Annotated in this window: 14 protein-coding genes; 7 read left to right on the forward strand and 7 right to left on the reverse strand. The window is 71.8% G+C overall.

The genetic code is table 11. From position 1 onward, the window contains the following. The first annotated feature begins 123 nt into the window (after positions 1 to 123). A complete protein-coding gene (locus PV721_RS30575) occupies positions 124 to 282 on the forward strand; it encodes a hypothetical protein (protein WP_319729891.1) in 159 nt (52 codons plus the stop codon). Here the strand turns inward: PV721_RS30575 and PV721_RS30580 are convergent. Next, positions 266 to 1528: an extracellular solute-binding protein gene (locus tag PV721_RS30580; RefSeq protein WP_416371219.1), complete on the reverse strand. Its 1263-nt coding sequence runs from the start codon at positions 1526 to 1528 to the stop codon at positions 266 to 268. The two genes, PV721_RS30575 and PV721_RS30580, sit on opposite strands and share 17 nt — an antisense overlap. Positions 1529 to 1694: 166 nt before the next feature. On the opposite strand from PV721_RS30580, the gene PV721_RS30585 reads away from it, so the two are divergent. Beyond that, on the forward strand, positions 1695 to 1910 hold the full coding sequence (locus tag PV721_RS30585) for a dodecin (RefSeq protein ID WP_030663252.1): 216 nt from the start codon (positions 1695 to 1697) through the stop codon (positions 1908 to 1910). Positions 1911 to 1946: 36 nt separating this feature from the next. Here the strand turns inward: PV721_RS30585 and PV721_RS30590 are convergent, their stop codons facing one another. Continuing rightward, positions 1947 to 2441: a hypothetical protein gene (locus tag PV721_RS30590; RefSeq protein WP_319729903.1), complete on the reverse strand. Its 495-nt coding sequence runs from the start codon at positions 2439 to 2441 to the stop codon at positions 1947 to 1949. 129 nt (positions 2442 to 2570) lie between these two features. On the opposite strand from PV721_RS30590, the gene PV721_RS30595 reads away from it, so the two are divergent. The 4 genes from PV721_RS30595 (at position 2571) to PV721_RS30610 (ending at position 10855) form a co-directional block, all read left to right on the forward strand. Then, on the forward strand, positions 2571 to 3560 hold the full coding sequence (locus tag PV721_RS30595) for an LLM class flavin-dependent oxidoreductase (protein ID WP_319729905.1): 990 nt from the start codon (positions 2571 to 2573) through the stop codon (positions 3558 to 3560). A 106-nt stretch (positions 3561 to 3666) separates the two neighbouring features. Further along, positions 3667 to 7623 carry an NACHT and WD repeat domain-containing protein gene (locus PV721_RS30600; RefSeq protein ID WP_319729907.1) on the forward strand — a complete coding sequence of 1319 codons (3957 nt, stop codon included), beginning with the start codon at positions 3667 to 3669 and terminating at the stop codon, positions 7621 to 7623. Then, on the forward strand, positions 7620 to 8423 hold the full coding sequence (locus tag PV721_RS30605) for a hypothetical protein (RefSeq protein WP_319729909.1): 804 nt from the start codon (positions 7620 to 7622) through the stop codon (positions 8421 to 8423). Before PV721_RS30600 ends, PV721_RS30605 begins: the two co-directional genes overlap by 4 nt. A 38-nt stretch (positions 8424 to 8461) precedes the next feature. Further along, entirely contained in the window at positions 8462 to 10855 is a 2394-nt protein-coding gene (locus PV721_RS30610; RefSeq protein WP_319729911.1) for an excinuclease ABC subunit UvrA, read from the forward strand. Between the two features lie 161 nt (positions 10856 to 11016). On the opposite strand, the gene PV721_RS30615 is transcribed toward PV721_RS30610, so the two are convergent. From PV721_RS30615 to PV721_RS30635, 5 genes are all read right to left on the reverse strand, one after another. Next, positions 11017 to 11961, reverse strand: coding sequence for an endonuclease/exonuclease/phosphatase family protein (locus tag PV721_RS30615; RefSeq protein ID WP_319729913.1), 945 nt, complete (start codon positions 11959 to 11961; stop codon positions 11017 to 11019). 104 nt (positions 11962 to 12065) lie between these two features. Next, a complete protein-coding gene (locus PV721_RS30620) occupies positions 12066 to 12716 on the reverse strand; it encodes a hypothetical protein (protein WP_319729916.1) in 651 nt (216 codons plus the stop codon). A gap of 278 nt (positions 12717 to 12994) precedes the next feature. Continuing rightward, a complete protein-coding gene (locus tag PV721_RS30625) occupies positions 12995 to 13741 on the reverse strand; it encodes a succinate dehydrogenase/fumarate reductase iron-sulfur subunit (RefSeq protein ID WP_319729919.1) in 747 nt (248 codons plus the stop codon). Then, positions 13738 to 15687, reverse strand: a complete 1950-nt coding sequence (locus tag PV721_RS30630; RefSeq protein ID WP_319729922.1) for a fumarate reductase/succinate dehydrogenase flavoprotein subunit — start codon at positions 15685 to 15687, stop codon at positions 13738 to 13740. Before PV721_RS30630 ends, PV721_RS30625 begins: the two co-directional genes overlap by 4 nt. Before the next feature lie 2 nt (positions 15688 to 15689). Continuing rightward, positions 15690 to 16394, reverse strand: a complete 705-nt coding sequence (locus tag PV721_RS30635) for a succinate dehydrogenase (protein WP_319729925.1) — start codon at positions 16392 to 16394, stop codon at positions 15690 to 15692. A 95-nt stretch (positions 16395 to 16489) separates the two neighbouring features. Here PV721_RS30635 and PV721_RS30640 point away from each other — a divergent pair, with 95 nt between their 5' ends. Further along, complete coding sequence (locus PV721_RS30640; protein WP_319729926.1) at positions 16490 to 17368, forward strand: LysR family transcriptional regulator; 879 nt, start codon at positions 16490 to 16492, stop codon at positions 17366 to 17368. The last annotated feature ends 56 nt before the right edge of the window (positions 17369 to 17424 follow it).

The raw sequence follows: 17424 nt of genomic DNA on the forward strand, positions 1-17424 counted from the left end.
GGGGAGGGGGGACGGGGACAGGGGTGCGATGGTCATGGCGGCTCCTGATCCGGGCACGGAGGGCCAGGCCGGCAGGTGCGTGGCCTGGCTCCTTTACTTCTTCCGTGACCGGCTGGATTCGACATGACCGCTCAGCGGCCCTTGGATGTGCGGACGCTGAACTCGACGGTGAACGCCGCGATGGCCTCTGCGGTGAACGCCGCAGTGGCCTCGCCGAGGGTGAACGCGGCACTGAGCGTGGCGCTGACCGCGGCGGTGGCCCGGCTCAGCGGTCGGAGCTGAGGACCTTGCCGATCTCCTCGGAGGCCGTCCGGGCGGCCTGCTTGGGGTCCCGGCCGGTGAGCACGGCCGTCATGAAGGGCTTGATCGGATTCTTCGCCTCCACCTCGGCCCAGCGCGCGGAGGTGGGGGTGGCCCGGCCCTGGGCGGCGCCGGGGGCCATGCTGGCGGCGCCCTCGTTGCCCTCGACCACGTGCGCGAGGGTGGTCTTGTTCGGCACGTAGCTCATCGTGCGGGCGAGTGCGGTCTGCCACTTCTCGCTGACCAGGGCCGTGATCACGTCAACGGCGTGCTTCCGCTGTCCGGTCCGCTCCGGGATGATCAGGTCGGAGCCGCCGGTGAACACGGCGCCCGCCTTGTCGGAGGTCTTGCCGGGGATCGGGAAGAAGCCCAGCTTGCCCTTCAGGGCGGGGTTGGCCGCCTCGATCTCGGCGGCCTGGCCGGGCGGGGCGATGATCTGCGCCGTCCGGCCGCGCGCGAAGACCTGCGACTGCGGGGGCGTCTCCTCGTCGGCGTCCTCGGGGCCGTCGCCGAGGGCCTGGAGCTGCCTGTAGAAGTCCATGCCGGCCAGGGCCTTCTCGTCGTCGAGGGTGCCGACCCACTTGCCGCCGGTCTCGACGGCGAGTTCGCCGCCCTCGTCCCAGATGAAGCCGGCGAGGACGTACCAGTTCTGGCCGGCGAGGTAGATGCCCTGCTGGTCGCCCTTGTCGAGCTTCTGGGTGGCCTGGATCCACTCCTGGCGGTTCTTGGGCGGGGTCTTGATCCCGGCGTTCGCGAAGAGGTCCTTCTGGTAGATGACCACCCGGTTGGCGGCGTACCAGGGGACGCCGTACTGGGCGCCGTTGATGCTGCCCGGGTCGGAGAGGCCCTTGAGCCAGTCCTTGCTGCCCCATTCGCGCAGGCCCTCGAGGGTGAGTTCGGAGAGGCCGCCCTTCTCGATGTACTGGGCCACCTGGGTGTTGCCGACCTCGATGACGTCGGCGGTCTCCTTGCTCGTACCGTCGAGCACGGCGTTCACCTTGTCGCCGATGCCCGTCCACTCCTGGATCTTGACGTCCAGGTCGACACCGGGGTGTTCGTTCTCGAACGAAGCGGTGAACCGGCCGATGAAGTCCTCCGAGGCGCTGCCCTTCATCAGCCAGAGCGTCACCTTCTGCGGCCCGGCGGCGGAGTCGGCCCACTGGCTGCAGCCCGTGAGGGCGGTGGCGGCCGCGAGGGCGGTGCACAGGGCGGGGAAGCGCATCTTCAAGAGGGTCACCTTCTGGGGGCTCGATCTCAGATGGCTCGAAATTGGCATAGACCAATAGGCGGGTCAAGGACCTTGCGCTCGGGATTGTTGGCGCAAAGTTCGCGGAGCCGGTCTTACTGGGGCACCGTAGAAACAGGCAAAAGCCACCCACTGTCGGGAGACCCCCATGTCCAATCACACGTACCGGGTGACCGAGATCGTCGGCACCTCCCACGAGGGCATCGATCAGGCCATCCGCAACGGGATCGCCCGCGCGGGCCAGACCGTGCGGAACCTGGACTGGTTCGAGGTGGTCCAGGTGCGCGGCCACATCGAGAACGGGGAGATCGCCCACTACCAGGTGGGCCTCAAGGTCGGCTTCCGCCTCGAGGGCGAGGACTGAGCACCCGCCCGGCGCTCGGCCCCCGGCCCGGCCCCGTCACGTCCGGCCCTCGACCTCCTGCGCGGATTCGAGCTCCGGCGCGTCCGCCGCCCAGTCTGCCAGTACCACCCGGAAACCGGCGGCCCGCGCGGCCTGGCAGACGAGCTCGTCGTCGTCCACGAGCATGCGCACCTCCCGGCCGCGGGCGATCCGTCCCAGCACCTCCAGCTTGGTCGTGCGGGCCGGCCGCCGGTCCTGGTTCCCCCGCATCCACAGCCGCCCCTCGGGCAGCCCGTGCCGGGTGAGCCAGTCGACGGTGTCGGCCCTGCACCGCTCGGGGCGCCCGGTCAGGTACACCACCTCGCAGTCGGCCGCGCTCTCCGCCGCCAGCGCCACGCCGCGCGCGAGCGGCGGATCGGCCGGGGCCGCGCCGAAGAAGCCGGTCCAGTCGCGGGGGCGGCGCTCCAGGAAGTGCTGGCGATGGCCGGTGTCCGCCAGGGTGTTGTCGATGTCGAAGACGGCCAGCGGCCGAGAGGTGCGCTTCTCGCTCATCCGGCCAGCCTAGGGCCGGGCACCGACACGGGTGCGGCCCCGGCGGAGGGGCGCGGGGAAGCGAGTCGGGGAAGCGAGTGGAGGCAGCGCGAGGGGGAATCCTGACGGCCCCCGGGCGTTGACTCCTCTGTGATCCGAAAACTCTCGATTCTCGACCGGTCCCGCACCCGCGAGGGCCACCCGGCCCCGCAGTCCCTGCGCGACACCGTGGAGCTGGCCCGGACTGCCGAGGAGCTCGGCTACCACCGCTTCTGGGTGTCGGAGCACCACAGCGTGCCCGGGGTCGCGGGCTCGGCGCCGACCGTGCTGGCCGCGGCCGTCGCCGGCGCGACCCGCCGGGTCCGGGTCGGCACGGGCGGGGTGATGCTCCCCAACCACCAGCCGCTGGTGGTCGCGGAGCAGTTCGGGGTGCTGGAGTCGCTGTTCCCCGGCCGGATCGACATGGGACTCGGCCGCTCGGTCGGCTTCACCAACGGGATCCGGCGGGCGCTGGGCCGCGACACCGGGGACGCCGACCGCTTCGAGGAGCAGCTGACCGAGCTGCTGGGCTGGCTCGACGGCACCCAGCAGGCGCACCCCGAGGTGCACGCCCGGCCCGCCGAAGGGCTGCGGATACCGGCGTACGTCCTGGCCACCGGCGAAGGAGCGGGGATCGCCGCCCGGGCCGGCCTGCCGCTGGTGGTGGGCGACCTGCGGGCCCGCGACCGGGTGAGGGAGATCGTGGAGGCGTACCGCAAGGAGTTCCGGCCCTCCGCCCGGGCCGCGGAGCCGTACGTGGTCGTCTCCGGAACGGTGGCGGTCGCCGCCACCACGGATGAGGCCCACCGCATTCTGGTCCCGGAGGCCTGGTCCGTCGCCCGCTCCCGCACCCGGGGCAGCTTCCCGCCGCTCCGCCCGGCGGAGGAGATCGAGGCCCTGGAGATGCCCCCGAAGGAGCGGGACCTGTACGAGGGCGCCCTGGCCGGCCACATCCACGGCACCGAGGACGAGGTGGCGGCGCAGCTCTCCGAGGTCGCCGCCCTGACGGGCGCGGACGAACTCCTGGTCACCACCTCCACGTACGACCGCACGGCACTCCTGGACTCATACGCACGCCTGGCCCGCGTGGCGGGTCTCTAGGGGTTCCCGCGGACGCGCTCTGGCCGGCTCCGGCATCGGGTAGCGTCAGTGAACTGCGCCGGTCGCGTCTCCGGTGCGGGGTCAACTGAACTGTGCGGGAGTTGTGTTGAACAGGAGATCAGGCGGCCAGGGCGCGCCCGGGTTGATGGTGCTGTCGATCGGGGTGGGAAGCTTCCGCGATGGCTCCGACATGGAGGAGCTCGGCTTCGTCGCCGATCGGATCGAGGAGGTCGGGAAGGCCTTCGAGCAGTTCGGGGCGGTGGTGGAGACATCGCTGGACGGGACCGAAGGCGAGATCGACGCCCTGTTGCGGAAGTGGATCGTCGACGAGCGGAAGTCCGCCGATGTCGTCGTCATCCATATGATCGGACACGGACGGACCGACCGCAGCGGCCGGCTCTCCTTCGTGGCCCGCGACGACCGCGAGGTCGACGTGGACCGGTGGATCGAGAAGGCGCAGCGGGAAGCCGAGCGGGGCGGGGACGGCCAGCGCGTGGTGTTCCTGGTCGACACCTGCGGGGCGGGCACCGCGACGGGACGGCAGCCCATCTCCGAACTCGACGGCGAACGCGGCGTCTGGTCGCTCGGCGCGTCCATCAGCAGCTCGCCGACGGAACGCGGCCGGTTCAGCGGATGGGTCGCGAAGGCGTTGGACGCGCTGTTCTTCACCGACTTCGCCCTGGACGTCGAGTCGATCGGGTTCACCCGGTTCGTCCGGGCTCTGATCGCCGAGGTCAAGGCGGACACCACGTGGCGCATGTCCCTCGGCTTCAGCGTGGAGCAGGGCGACGGCGAGTGGCCGTTCCTCCCGAACCCCCTGACGGCCGAACGCACTCCGGAACAACTCCAGTTGCAGCGCCGCTCCCTGGGCTTCGTTCCCGGCGAGGACCTGGGAGACCTGGGCACCCAGGTCGCGGCGGGCAAGGAGATCAGCGACAGCCTCTACTTCATCGACCGCGCGTCCGGGCGCGGTCTCATCTCCGCCGACGACAGGACGGGCTTCTTCTCGGGCCGCGCCGCGGAGCTGAAGCGCTACCACACGTGGCTGGCGGGCGACGGCCCCCTGCTGACGGTTACGGGTGCGGCAGGCGCCGGCAAGTCGGGGCTGCTGGGCCTCGTCGTGTGCGCGGCGGCCCCGAAGCTCCGACGGGGTGTCAGGGAGCTGTGGGAGTCCGCCGCGCACGATCTTCCGGAGGTCCCCGACATCGTCGCCCTGCACGCACGCCAGCGCTCGGTGCAGCAGGTGATCGACATCATCGTGGAGCAGACGGGACTCGAACCGCCCAAGGACGAGGAGAACCCTGAGGACCAGGCCCGCGAAAGGGAAACGGGGAGCGCCGACCCCGTCCAGTGGACCGGCGCCCTCCTGCGCAAGGCCCTCGCCCAGGAGCAGAAGCACCGTCTCCTCGTGGTGGACGCCGTGGACGAGAGCACCGACCCTCCCGCGGTCCTGCGACTGATCAGCGGCCTCCTCGCGCCGGAACGGCGGGACGGCACGCTGGCGAATGCGCCGTGCAGGGTCCTGCTGGGCGGACGGCGCGAGGTGATGGCGGGGCTGTCCAGCGCCGAGGAGCTCGCGGAGATCGCCGCCGACCAGATCGATCTGGACACGGCGGATCCCGTCGCGCTGGAGGAAGACGTACGCCATTACATCGCGCGGCTGCTTCGTGCCGGCAAGCCCTACGCCAGCGGCCCCTCATCGGAGTTCGTCGACACGCTCGCGAAGCGAGGGGCGAGCGGCATCGTCCGTCACCTGCGCTCGGACAGCTTGTGGGGACCGTTCCTGCTCGCCGGCCTGTACGTGCACTACCTGGTCACCCTGAAGTACCCCCCGCAGGACGAGACCGCGGCGCGGGCCTACGCCCGGGAGGCATCGGCGGACCTGCCGGACCTGATGGAGGCCGTCCTCCTCGCCCGGCACGACGAGTTCCCCTCGTTGCGTGCGGTCCTCTCGATCCTCGCCCGGTCGCACGGGGACGGAATGCCGCTGACGACCTTGCGTCGTTGCCTCAAGGCCATGGATGCCGACGACATCACCGACAAGAAGTTCCTCGACACGCTGCGGGAGGCTTCGCCGTTCCTCCGTACCGGAGTCGACCCGGAGAGCGACGTGGCCCTCTACCGGATCTTCCACCAGGGGCTGGCGGACTACTTGCGCGACCACCCGGTGAGTTCGGATGCGGTGGACGCCGCCCAGAGCCTGGACCTCGAACGGAGGCTGCTCTCGGAAATCGTCGGGCCCTTCACGACGGGTGCCGCCGAGCCCTGCGACAACTGGTACGCCGCAGAACCGTACGTGCTGCGGCACGCGCTGGGGCACGTCGCCGCGGCCGATGCGGCCGAGTCCGCGGAGTTGCTCCTGACCGACCCCTACTTCCTCATCCGCTTCGACCCCCGGCAGGATCACCGGGCGATCGACATGACGCGGTCCGAGCAGGCCGCCGAGTACGTCCGGCTCCTGAGTGCCTCGTGGTCCGCGCACGCGCAGATCAGGAAGGCGTCCGACCGCGCGTCGGTGTGCGCCTTCGACGCCGACCGGTTGAACCTTCCGAAGCGCCGCAAGCAGTTCGCCCGCATCGCTGGGATGGTCGCCTTCCAGCCGGAAGAGGCTCATTCCCTTCTCTGGGCAGAGGGTGGCCAGGTGGACGCCAGCACCCGCTTCATCGAAAGTGTGAGCTCGGCGGTCCACGATGTGGCGTTCTCGCCGGACGGTGGCCTCGTCGCGGCTGCCACGAGTCAAGGCGTGCACGTCGTCGAGACGGATACGTGGCGCGCGATCGCGCCCTTGTTCGGCCATTCGCATGCCTCGATCACCGACCTCGCGTTCTCGCCGGACGGCCGTCTGCTCGCGTTCGGAACGAACGCCTGGACACGGAGCATCCAGTTCTGGGACGTCGAGAAGCGCACTCTTGTCGGAGAGCCCTGGCACCACGTGACCGGGAGGGTCAGCGCCCTCGCCTTCTCCCCCGACGGCCGTCGGCTCGCGGTCGGACGCCACGACCTCGGTGCCTCCGTCTGGGATGTGACCGGCGGGCATCCGGTCGAGGAGGTGAGCCTCCAGCACAGCGAAGGTGTCGACGACGTACGGTTCAGCCCCGACGGGGAACTGCTGGCCGTGAGTGGTGGACGCGGGCTGGCCGTCTGGACGACGAACGACTGGAACCGCGTGTCCCTCAGCACGGAGAAGGCCCGGGCCATCGCCTTCTCGCCGGACGGCCGCCTGCTCGCCGCACTCGACAACGGGGGGGTCGGTCTCTGGTCCTGCGAGACGCTCGCATGGATACGCCGGGTGGGCCAGAAGCCCATGATCGTCGGCGGTGGCCTCTCCTTCTCCTCCGACGGAGCACTCCTGGCGATCGGCAGCTGGAGTTCGTTGGACGTCGTCGAGGTCTCCTCGGGGCAAACGGTCAGCAACCTTGCCGGCAGAGGCTCCTACAACACTTCCGTGACGTTCCACCCCTCGAATCCGTCGCTGCTGATCAGCGGTGACGGGGAGGGGCGCCTACGCCTCTGGAACGGGCTGGGAGAGGAAAATCAGGCGCCGAAGCTCACGCAGTTCGCCCCGTCCACCGTCGGCTCGCCCGACGGGCGGCTGATCGCCGTCCTCAACAGGAACACAGGACGTCTCGAACTCCGCGATCCGGCCACCGGGGAAACACTCGCGAAGGTGCCCGGGAGAAGCGGCTCCCATTTCCTCTTCTCGCCCGACAGCCGGCTCCTGATCGCCTCGAACTACTCCGGATCCCTGCAGGTCCTCCGCACAGGCTCGCTCCCCCCTCCGCCCGCCGAGACCCTCCGCATCGGCGGACACCCGCAGGCCCCGCACCGCCTTGCCTTCTCCCCCGACAGCAAGTGGTTCGCACTCGCGGTCATGGAGCATTCGAAGACCTCGGTGATCAAGATCTGGGCAACCCACGGTCTGCGCCTCGTCAGGCGCATTCCGCTGCCCGACCCACCGGACACCTTCGGGTTCGCAGGATCGGGGAAGCTGTTCGTCACCATCAACGGAGCCCTCGCGGTCTACGACTGCGGCGACACCGATTCGGAGGAGCCCCCCGTATGACCCGCGTCCTCGGCATCCACGGCGTCCGCAACTACAAGGCCGCCGACAGCACGCACCACCTGGGCAGTGCCCGGCTGCGCGCCGACTGGCTCGCCGCCATCGGGGCGGCCGCCCCCGGGCTCGACCTGGAGACGGCCTACTACGCCGACCTGCTGCGCAGCGAACGGCAGAGTGCGGATCTGGCCGACGACGAGCTGGCGCTGGTCGAGCAGTGGGCGAGGGTCTGGGGAATCGATCCGAGCGGGGCGCAGGGCCGGGCCACGGGCTGGCTGCGGTGGATCTGCGGGCAGGTCGCCGAGCGGACCGAGCAGAACCCCGCGGTGGTGGAGAAGAGCATCAAGCTGTTCTTCCCCGAGGTGGCGCGGTACTTCGCCGCCGGGCGCGACCTCGTGCGCGAGCGGGTGAAAACGGCGATGGTCCGGCACCGGCCGGACGTCGTCGTGGCGCATTCGCTGGGCAGTGTGGTCGCCTACGAGGCCCTGCACGACCTGGCGGGCGAACTCGACGTACGGCTCCTGCTGACCCTGGGGTCCCCGCTGGCGCTGCCGAACGCCGTCTTCCACCGCCTCGATCCGGGTCCGCTGGAGGGCCGGGGTGCCAGGCCTCCGGGTGTGCGGCGGTGGGTCGACATCGCGGACGTCGGAGACTTCGTGGCCGTCCCGAAGGGGGAGCTGGCCCGGGTGTTCGAGGGGGTGGAGGGGCGGCCGGAGATCAGCATCGCCCCCTTGTGGCCGCACAGCGTGCTCGACTACCTGAAGCATCCGGCGGTGGCCGAGGCCATCACGGCCGCCGGCCGCTAACGCCGCCGCACAGCCGACCAGGCCCTAAACTGGGGCGAATGCACCAGTTCACCGATCCTCAGGCGCCCCGTGACCCCTTCGTACGGGTCCGGGGCGCCCGGGAACACAACCTGCGCGGCGTCGACGTGGACATCCCGCGCGACGCGCTGACCGTCTTCACCGGGGTGTCCGGGTCCGGCAAGAGCTCGCTCGCCTTCGGCACGCTCTACGCCGAGGCCCAGCGCCGCTACTTCGAGTCGGTGGCCCCGTACGCCCGCCGGCTCATCCACCAGATCGGCGCCCCGAAGGTGGACTCCGTCACCGGGCTGCCGCCGGCCGTCTCACTGGAGCAGCGCCGCTCCTCGCCCGGCTCGCGCTCCTCCGTCGGCACGGTGACGCTGCTGTCCAACTCCCTGCGGATGCTGTATTCCCGCGCCGGAACCTATCCGCCCGGCGCGCCGCGGCTCGACTCCGACTCGTTCTCGCCCAACACCGCCTCCGGGGCCTGCCCTTCGTGCCACGGGCTCGGCCGGATCCACCGCACCAGCGAGGAACTCCTCGTTCCGGACCCCGGCCTGTCGATCCGTCAGGGTGCCGTCGCCGCCTGGCCCGGTGCCTGGCAGGGCAAGAACCTGCGGGACATCCTGGAGGCCCTCGGCCACGACGTGGACCGGCCGTGGCGGGAGCTGTCCGCGAAGGACCGCGAGTGGATCCTGTTCACCGAGGAACAGCCGGTGGTGACCGTGCACCCGGTGCGTGAGGCCGAACGGATCCAACGGCCGTACCAAGGCACGTACATGAGCGCCCACCGCTACGTCATGCGGACCTTCTCCGACAGCAAGAGCGCCACGCTGCGGGCGCGCGCCGAGAGGTTCCTCGCCGATTCGCCCTGCCCGGTGTGCGAAGGGCGGCGGCTGCGTCCGGAGGCTCTGGCCGTCACCTTCGCGGGGCGGACCATCGCGGAGCTGGCGGGGCTGGCACTGAGCGATCTGGACGCCGTGCTGGCCGGGGCGCCGCTGGACGGGGAGGCCGCCCGGGTGCTCGCGGCGGACCTGCGCTCCAGGATCGGGCCGGTCACGGAGCTGGGACTGGGCTATCTGAGCCTGGACCGGACCGCGCCGAGCCTGTCCGCTGGCGAGCTGCAGCGGCTGCGGCTGGCGACGCAGCTGCGGTCGGGCCTGTTCGGCGTGGTGTACGTGCTGGACGAGCCGTCGGCGGGGCTGCACCCGGCCGACACCGAGGCGCTGCTCGGCGTACTGGACCGGCTGAAGGAGGCCGGGAACACCGTATTCGTCGTCGAACACCATCTGGATGTGGTGCGGCACGCGGACTGGCTGGTGGACGTGGGGCCGCTGGCCGGGGAGCACGGCGGGCAGGTGCTCCACAGCGGGCCGCCGCAGGAGCTGGCCGGTGTGGAGGGGTCGGCGACGGCCCGGCACCTGTTCGCGGCGCGGGAGCTGGCCGCGGCGGCGCGGCCGGTGCGCACGGCGACCGGGGAAGTCCGCCTGACCGGGGTGGACCGGCACAACCTGCGGGACTTGGACGCGCGGTTCCCGCTGGGGGTGTTCACGGCCGTGACCGGGGTGTCGGGATCGGGGAAGTCCACGCTGGTGGGGCAGGTACTGGCCCGCGAGGTCGGTGAGCGGCTCGCCGAGGCGGACTTTCCCGTACGGCGGCTCGTGGAGGTGGACCAGAAGCCGATCGGGCGGACCCCGCGGTCCAACCTGGCGACGTACACGGGCCTGTTCGACGTCGTGCGGCGGCTCTTCACGGCGGCGCCGGAGTCGAAGGCCCGCGGCTGGAAGGCGGGCCGGTTCTCCTTCAACGTGGCGGGCGGCCGGTGCGAGACCTGCCAGGGCGAGGGGTTCGTGTCGGTGGAGCTGCTGTTCCTGCCCAGCACGTACGCCCCGTGCCCGGAGTGCGCCGGCGCCCGGTACAACTCCGAGACGCTGGAGGTCCGTTACGAAGGCCTGGACATCGCGGAGGTGCTCGGGCTGACGGTGGAATCCGCGGCCGCCTTCTTCGCGGAGGTCCCGGCGGCGGCGCGCAGCCTGCGCGCGTTGGAGGACATCGGGCTGGGCTACCTGCGGCTGGGACAGCCGGCCACCGAGCTGTCGGGCGGCGAGGCGCAGCGGATCAAGCTGGCCACGGAGCTGCAGCGGCTGCGGCGGGACCACACGCTGTACCTGCTGGACGAGCCGACGACCGGCCTGCATCCGGCCGATGTACGGGTGCTGCTGCGGCAGTTGCACGGGCTGGTGGACGCCGGGCACTCGGTGGTGGTCGTGGAGCACGACATGGACGTGGTGGCCGGCGCGGACTGGGTGATCGACCTGGGCCCGGGCGGCGGTACGGCGGGCGGCCGGGTGGTCGCGGAGGGCACCCCGGCGCAGGTGGCGGCGGCGGGCCGGGGCCGCACTGCGGCGTACCTGGCGCGGGCGCTCGACGGGTAGGAGACGGGCCGGGTCCGGCCGGGACGGCACGGTTCGGATGGCGGTCAGGCATGGCGGTCAGGCATGGCGGTCAGGCATGGCGATCGGTTATTGCGGTCAGGCATGGCACTCGGGCGAGGTGGTCAGGCATGGCGATCGGGGGCGGCGGCCGGTCCTGCCGGTCAGGTGGCGGTGGCCGTGACGCGCAGCAGGTTGTGGTCCGAGACGTTCGTGTCGAGCGGGAGGGCGTCGGCGCTCGCGGCCCGGAAGTGCGGGGCGCCGAGGAAGAGGTAGTCGAGCTTCTTCGCACCGAAGCTCGTCTCGCCCGACCGGCACGCGGAAGTGGAGGCGGGCGGGCAGACGGCGTGGTCGAAGAACTCGGCGTCGCTCTCGTCGGCCTCGATGAAGGATCCGTGGGCGCCGTCCCCTCTTTCCGGCAGGTAGAAGCGCGACAGCGTGGCGGTGCGCGGGGAGTGGTTGAAGTCCCCGCCGAGGACGACGGCGAATCCGTCGTCCAGCCACTTGCGCGCCTGCTCCGCCAGCCGGTCGGCCTCGGGCACGGCGAGGGTCCCGTCGTCCCAGTAGAGGTGGACCGAGCAGGACCAGGTGGGCCGGTCCGAGAGGGAGGCCAGGGCGCAGGGCACCGTGATCGGTTCGCGTTCGCCGCCCACGGTCAGGTCGAGGTCGGCCGTGTCCTGGACCGGGCCGCGCACGAGAACGGCGTTCCCGTACGCGTTCCCCTCGCAGATGGCCGGGTTCCCTGCCGGCAGCGTGGCGGAGTAGAACCCGCCGTAGCCGAGCGGCCCCAGGCGGTCGACGAGCGCGCCGTACTGGTGCTCGCACACCTCCTGGAGGAAGAGCTGGTCGGCGCCCCAGCCCCCGGGGTCGGCTTCGGCGGCCACGGCGGCGATCCGGCGATCCGCGCCGTAGGGCGGACCGGAGCACATGTTGCCGCAGATGTTGTAGCTGGTCAGCCGGGCCGTGCCGGCAGCGCTGCCGGCTTCGGCGGGGGCAGCGGGGACGCTGGCGGGGGCAGCGGCAGCGGGTGGTCCGGGCGCGGCGAGGACGCAGAAGGCTGAAGTGAGGGTGACGGCGAGGACGGCCAGGGCGGCAGGGGTTCGGCGCACACCCGTGACCCTTCCCGCGCGTACCTCCGCTACCCCAACACCGGCTTTCCGTAAGGAAGATGCCCTCCGCGGACGCCCCGTGCGGTCCCCGGGACCCGCAGGCCCTACGCGTCCCCCGGCAGCAGGTGCTGCGGCAGTTCGCGGAAGCTCCACAGGCCCCGGCGCCGGGTGAACTCCCAGACGAGGTCGTAGCGGTCGGGCCAGGTCGCGGGGATGCCGGGGACCTGGTGGGCGCCGAGGGCCCGGATCAGGCGGGGCACGCCGCTGTGCTCCCAGCAGACGAGTACGGGCGTGGGTGCGGCCAACACGGCTTGGACGAGGGCCGGTTCGGAACCGACGGCGAACTGGCCGCGGACGGGGGTGCGCAGCGAGGTGGCCAGCGCCGACACGGTCTGCCTGCACCTCGCGGGGGCGCGGTCCTTGCCGCCGGCCGCGAAGACCGCGGCGGGGCGGGGCAGCGAGGAGCCCTTGGACGGCGGGAAGAGGCGCGGGAGCTGCTCGGCCCGCCGCCATCCGCGGCCGGCCAGCGAGCCGGGATCGCCCTCGCCCTCCTCGTCCCAGCCGGTGTCACCGGCGTACGGCTTCTCCGCGTGCCGGATCAGCATGATCAGGGCGTCCTTGGGACCGGCCTCCGGGCCGGGCGCGGAGGTCCGGGGGGCTTCCCCGCCGGAGCAGCCGGCCGCGGCCAGCGGGGCGAGGGCGGCGGCCAGTACGGCTCGGCGGCGCGGTCCGGACCCGGTGGGGGCTTGTGGCATGGGGCCACTGTCCCCCATGGCCCGCGCGCCGCCGGGGCACGGCGCGAGCTGGGCTGCGCCGGTCAGCCGATCGGCGCAGGGCCGGCCCGCGGGCCGGGCGGGCCCGCCGCCTGCGCGGGCGGGGCGCGGCGTACGGCCCGTACGGGCGCCCGGCCGGCGGACCGGGTCGGCCGGTCGGGACGGGACGGGGCCCGGCCCGGCGGCGGCACCCGGCCGCGGGCGCCAGTACGGGGGCTGGTGAGGCGGCTGCAGGGCGCCGGCCCTGCGTCGCGGTTCGCTCAGCGGGGGCCCTTGCGCACCGCCCGCAGCCACTCCTTGTTCATCGCCGCGATCGACGGCAGCGGGATGCCCTTCGGGCAGGCCGTGGCGCATTCCCCGGTGAGGGTGCAGCCGCCGAAGCCCTCGTCGTCCATCCGGGCCACCATGTCCAGCACCCGGGACTCCCGCTCCGGCGAGCCCTGCGGGAGGACGTTCAGGTGGTTGACCTTGGCGGAGGTGAAGAGCATCGCAGAGCCGTTGGGGCAGGCCGCCACGCACGCGCCGCAGCCGATGCACTCGGCGTGCTCGAAGGCGAAGTCGGCGTCGGCCTTGGGCACGGCGGTGGCGTGGGCCTCGGGGGCGGCGCCGGTCGGGGCGGTGATGTAGCCGCCGGCCTGGATGATCCGGTCGAAGGCGCCGCGGTCGACGACGAGGTCCTTGACCACCGGGAAGGCCGCGGCCCGCCAGGGCTCGACGTCGATCGTGTCGCCGTCGGTGAAGGACCGCATGTGCAGCTGACAGGTGGTGGTGCGCTCCGGGCCGTGGGCGTCGCCGTTGATGACGAGGCTGCAGGCGCCGCAGATGCCCTCGCGGCAGTCGTGGTCGAAGGCGACCGGGTCCTCACCGCGCAGGATGAGGTCCTCGTTGAGGGTGTCGAGCATCTCCAGGAAGGACATGTCCTCGGAGATCCCCTCGACCTCGTACGAGGCCATGTGGCCGGGGGCGTCGGCGCCGCGCTGGCGCCAGACGCGCAGGGTGAGCTTCATGCGTAGCTCCGCTGAGTGGGGTGGACGTACTCGAAGACGAGGTCTTCCTTGTGCAGGACGGGGGCGGCCCCGGTGCCTGTGAACTCCCAGGCGGCGGCGTAGGAGAAGGCCTCGTCCTGGCGGGCCGCCTCGCCGTCCGGGGTCTGGGACTCCTCGCGGAAGTGGCCGCCGCAGGATTCGGCTCGGTGGAGCGCGTCGAGGCACATCAGCTCGGCGAGTTCGAGGTAGTCGACGATGCGGTTGGCCTTCTCCAGCGACTGGTTGAACTCCTCGCCGCTGCCCGGAACCTTGATCCGGCGCCAGAACTCCGCGCGGATCTCCGGGATGCGGTCGAGCGCCTTGCGCAGCCCGTCCTCGCTGCGGGCCATCCCGCAGTACTCCCACATGAGTTCGCCGATCTCGCGGTGGAAGGAGTCGGGGGTGCGGTCGCCGTCGACGGCGAGCAGCCGCGCGAGCCGCTCCCGGGTCTCGCGCACGACGGCCACCGCCTCGGGGTGGTCGTCGTCCACCGTGTCCCGGTGCGGGTGCCGCGCCAGGTAGTCGTTGATCGTGGACGGCAGTACGAAGTAACCGTCGGCGAGGCCCTGCATCAGGGCGGAGGCGCCGAGGCGGTTCGCGCCGTGGTCGGAGAAGTTGGCCTCGCCGATCGCGAACAGGCCGGGGACGGTCGTCTGGAGGTCGTAGTCGACCCACAGGCCGCCCATCGTGTAGTGCACGGCGGGGTAGATCCGCATGGGGACCTCGTACGGGTTCTCCGCGGTGATCCGCTCGTACATCTCGAAGAGGTTGCCGTACTTCTCGGCGACCTTGTCCCGCCCCATGCGGAGGATGGCGTCGGCGAAGTCGAGGTAGACGCCCTGGCCGCCGGGGCCGACGCCGCGGCCCTCGTCGCAGACGTTCTTGGCGGCACGGGAGGCGATGTCGCGGGGCACGAGGTTGCCGAAGGAGGGGTAGATCCGCTCCAGGTAGTAGTCGCGCTCCGCTTCGGGGATCTCGGCCGCGGGGCGGGTGTCGCCCTTGGCCTTGGGGACCCAGATCCGGCCGTCGTTGCGCAGGGACTCGCTCATCAGCGTGAGCTTGGACTGGTGGTCGCCGGTGCGAGGGATGCAGGTGGGGTGGATCTGGGTGAAGCAGGGGTTGGCGAAGTACGCGCCGCGCCGGTGCGCCCGCCACACGGCGGTCGCGTTGGAATTCATGGCGTTGGTGGAGAGGTAGAAGACGTTGCCGTAGCCGCCGCTCGCCAGGACCACCGCGTCGGCGTAGTGGGTGGAGATCTGGCCGGTGATCAGGTCGCGGGCCACGATGCCGCGGGCCACGCCGTCGACGACGACCAGGTCGAGCATCTCGGTGCGGGCGTGCATCTCGACGTTGCCCGCGGCGATCTGCCGGGAGAGCGCCTGGTAGGCGCCGAGGAGCAGTTGCTGGCCGGTCTGGCCGCGGGCGTAGAAGGTGCGGGAGACCTGGACGCCGCCGAAGGAGCGGGTGTCGAGGAGTCCGCCGTACTCGCGGGCGAAGGGGACGCCCTGGGCCACGCACTGGTCGATGATCTCGACGGAGATCTGGGCCAGGCGGTGCACGTTGGACTCGCGGGCGCGGAAGTCGCCGCCCTTGACGGTGTCGTAGAAGAGGCGGTGCACGGAGTCGCCGTCGTTGCGGTAGTTCTTGGCCGCGTTGATGCCGCCCTGGGCCGCGATGGAGTGGGCCCGGCGCGGGGAGTCGGAGAAACAGAACTGGACGACGTGGTAGCCCTGCTCGGCGAGGGTGGCGCCGGCCGCGCCGCCCGCGAGGCCCGTGCCGACGACGATGACGGTGTCCTTGCGGCGGTTGGCCGGATTGACCAGCTTGGCCTCGAAGCGGCGGCGGTCCCAGCGGTCGGCGATCGGGCCTTCGGGGGCCTTGGTGTCGGCGACGGGTGCACCGGTGGTGTGGTTCGCGTAGCTGTTCACGGTCAGTTCACGACTCCGGTCATGACGGCGACGGGCACGGAGACGAAGCCCGCGAAGAGGACGAGCGCGAGGGCGTTGGCGAGGGACTTCAGCGTCCGGTCGCGCCGGGCGCTGCCCGCGCCGAGGGTCTGGGCGGCGCTCCAGAAGCCGTGCCGGACGTGCAGGCCGAGCGCGGCCATCGCCACGATGTAGATGGTGTTCCCGTACCAGGTGGAGAAGGTCGCGAGGACGTTCTCGTACGGGTGGCCGGCCCAGGCGCGCTCGTTGACGGTGAGCGTGGTGAGGTCGAGCAGGTGCCAGACGATGAAGAGGCCGAGGATGGTGCCGCCCCAGCGCATGGTCCGGGTGGCGTAGCTCGCGCGGCGGCGCTTGTGCGCGTACTTGACCGGGCGTGCCTTGATGTCGCGCCGGCTGAGCTGGTAGGCGGACACGGCGTGCGCGACGACCGCGGCGAGGAGCACCACGCGGACGATCCACAGGGCCCACTCGTGGTGGAGGAAGGGCGAGCCGAGGGTGCGCAGCCAGTGGGCGTAGCCGTTGAACTCGTCCGAGCCGAAGAAGATCTTGAGGTTGCCGAGCATGTGCACGACGAGGTAGCCGAGCATCACCAGACCGGAGACGGCCATCACGGACTTCTTGCCGACGGAGGAGTCCCAGAGTGTGCGCGTGGTGGACGGCCGTCGAGCCGTCCGCGTTGCCAGAGCCATGTCGTCGACGGTAGGGACCGAGGTCCCGAAAGGTCCAAGACATGGTCGAGCTCAAATCGATAGGGGCTGCCTATGCGTCGCGTTACGCTGGGCTGATGCAGTTCCAACAGCTCCTGTACTTCGTGGCCGTCGCCGAGACCCGGCACTTCACCCGGGCGGCGGAGCGGGTGCACGTGGCCCAGCCGTCGCTCTCCCAGCAGATCAAGGCGCTCGAACGGGAACTCGGGGCCGAGCTCTTCAGCCGGGCGCGCGGCAACATCGCGCTCACCGATGCGGGCGAGACGCTGCTGCCGCTGGCCCGGCGGATCCTGGCGGACGCGGACACCGCGCGGCTGGAGGTGCAGGAACTGGCGCAGCTGCGGCGCGGGCGGGTCCGGCTGGGCGCCACCCCGAGCGTGTGCACGGGCCTGCTGCCGGACGTGCTGCGCGCCTTCCACGCCGCGCATCCGGGGATCGAGCTGCTGATCGAGGAGAGCGGTTCGCTGGACCTCGTACGGGAGCTCGCGCGCGGGGCCCTGGACCTCGCCCTGATCGCGCTGCCGCTGCCGCCCTCGGCTCCGGCCCTGACCACGGTGGACCTGCTGACGGAGGACCTGGTGGTGGTCTCGTCGACGGAGCGGCCGGCGCCGGGCGGGGGCGGCGAGCTGACCGTACGGGGCCTGCGCGACGAGCCGATGGTGATGTTCCGGCACGGCTACGACTTGCGGGAGCTGACCGTGGCGGCCTGCCGCGCGGAGGGCTTCGAGCCGGTCTTCACCGTGGAGGGCGGCGAGATGGACGCGGTTCTGGGCTTCGTCCGGGCGGGGCTGGGCATCGCGGTGGTCCCGGCGATGGTGGTGGACCGCGCCGGTCCCGGTCTGCGGGTGACCCCGCTCGCCGGGTCCCCGCTGCGCCGCACGGTGGCCCTGGCCCACCGCACCGACGTGGCTCCCCCACGCGCGGCCCGCGAGCTGAAGCGCATGCTGGTGGGCTGACCCGGCGGGGGGGCGGTCAACCGGGCGGCAGCCGGCCGGGGCCGGCCAGCGGCTGG

Origin of the sequence: Streptomyces sp. MB09-01 (genome assembly GCF_033794505.1) — a bacterium.
Classification (GTDB): Bacteria; Actinomycetota; Actinomycetes; order Streptomycetales; family Streptomycetaceae; genus Streptomyces.

Coding starts and splice junctions, on each gene's coding strand:
- PV721_RS30575 (WP_319729891.1), top strand. CDS start 124: ATGACCGCTCAGCGGCCCTTGGATGTGCGGACGCTGAACTCGACGGTG.
- PV721_RS30585 (WP_030663252.1), top strand. CDS start 1,695: ATGTCCAATCACACGTACCGGGTGACCGAGATCGTCGGCACCTCCCAC.
- PV721_RS30590 (WP_319729903.1), bottom strand. CDS start 2,441: ATGAGCGAGAAGCGCACCTCTCGGCCGCTGGCCGTCTTCGACATCGAC.
- PV721_RS30605 (WP_319729909.1), top strand. CDS start 7,620: ATGACCCGCGTCCTCGGCATCCACGGCGTCCGCAACTACAAGGCCGCC.
- PV721_RS30610 (WP_319729911.1), top strand. CDS start 8,462: ATGCACCAGTTCACCGATCCTCAGGCGCCCCGTGACCCCTTCGTACGG.
- PV721_RS30620 (WP_319729916.1), bottom strand. CDS start 12,716: ATGCCACAAGCCCCCACCGGGTCCGGACCGCGCCGCCGAGCCGTACTG.
- PV721_RS30625 (WP_319729919.1), bottom strand. CDS start 13,741: ATGAAGCTCACCCTGCGCGTCTGGCGCCAGCGCGGCGCCGACGCCCCC.
- PV721_RS30635 (WP_319729925.1), bottom strand. CDS start 16,394: ATGGCTCTGGCAACGCGGACGGCTCGACGGCCGTCCACCACGCGCACA.
- PV721_RS30640 (WP_319729926.1), top strand. CDS start 16,490: ATGCAGTTCCAACAGCTCCTGTACTTCGTGGCCGTCGCCGAGACCCGG.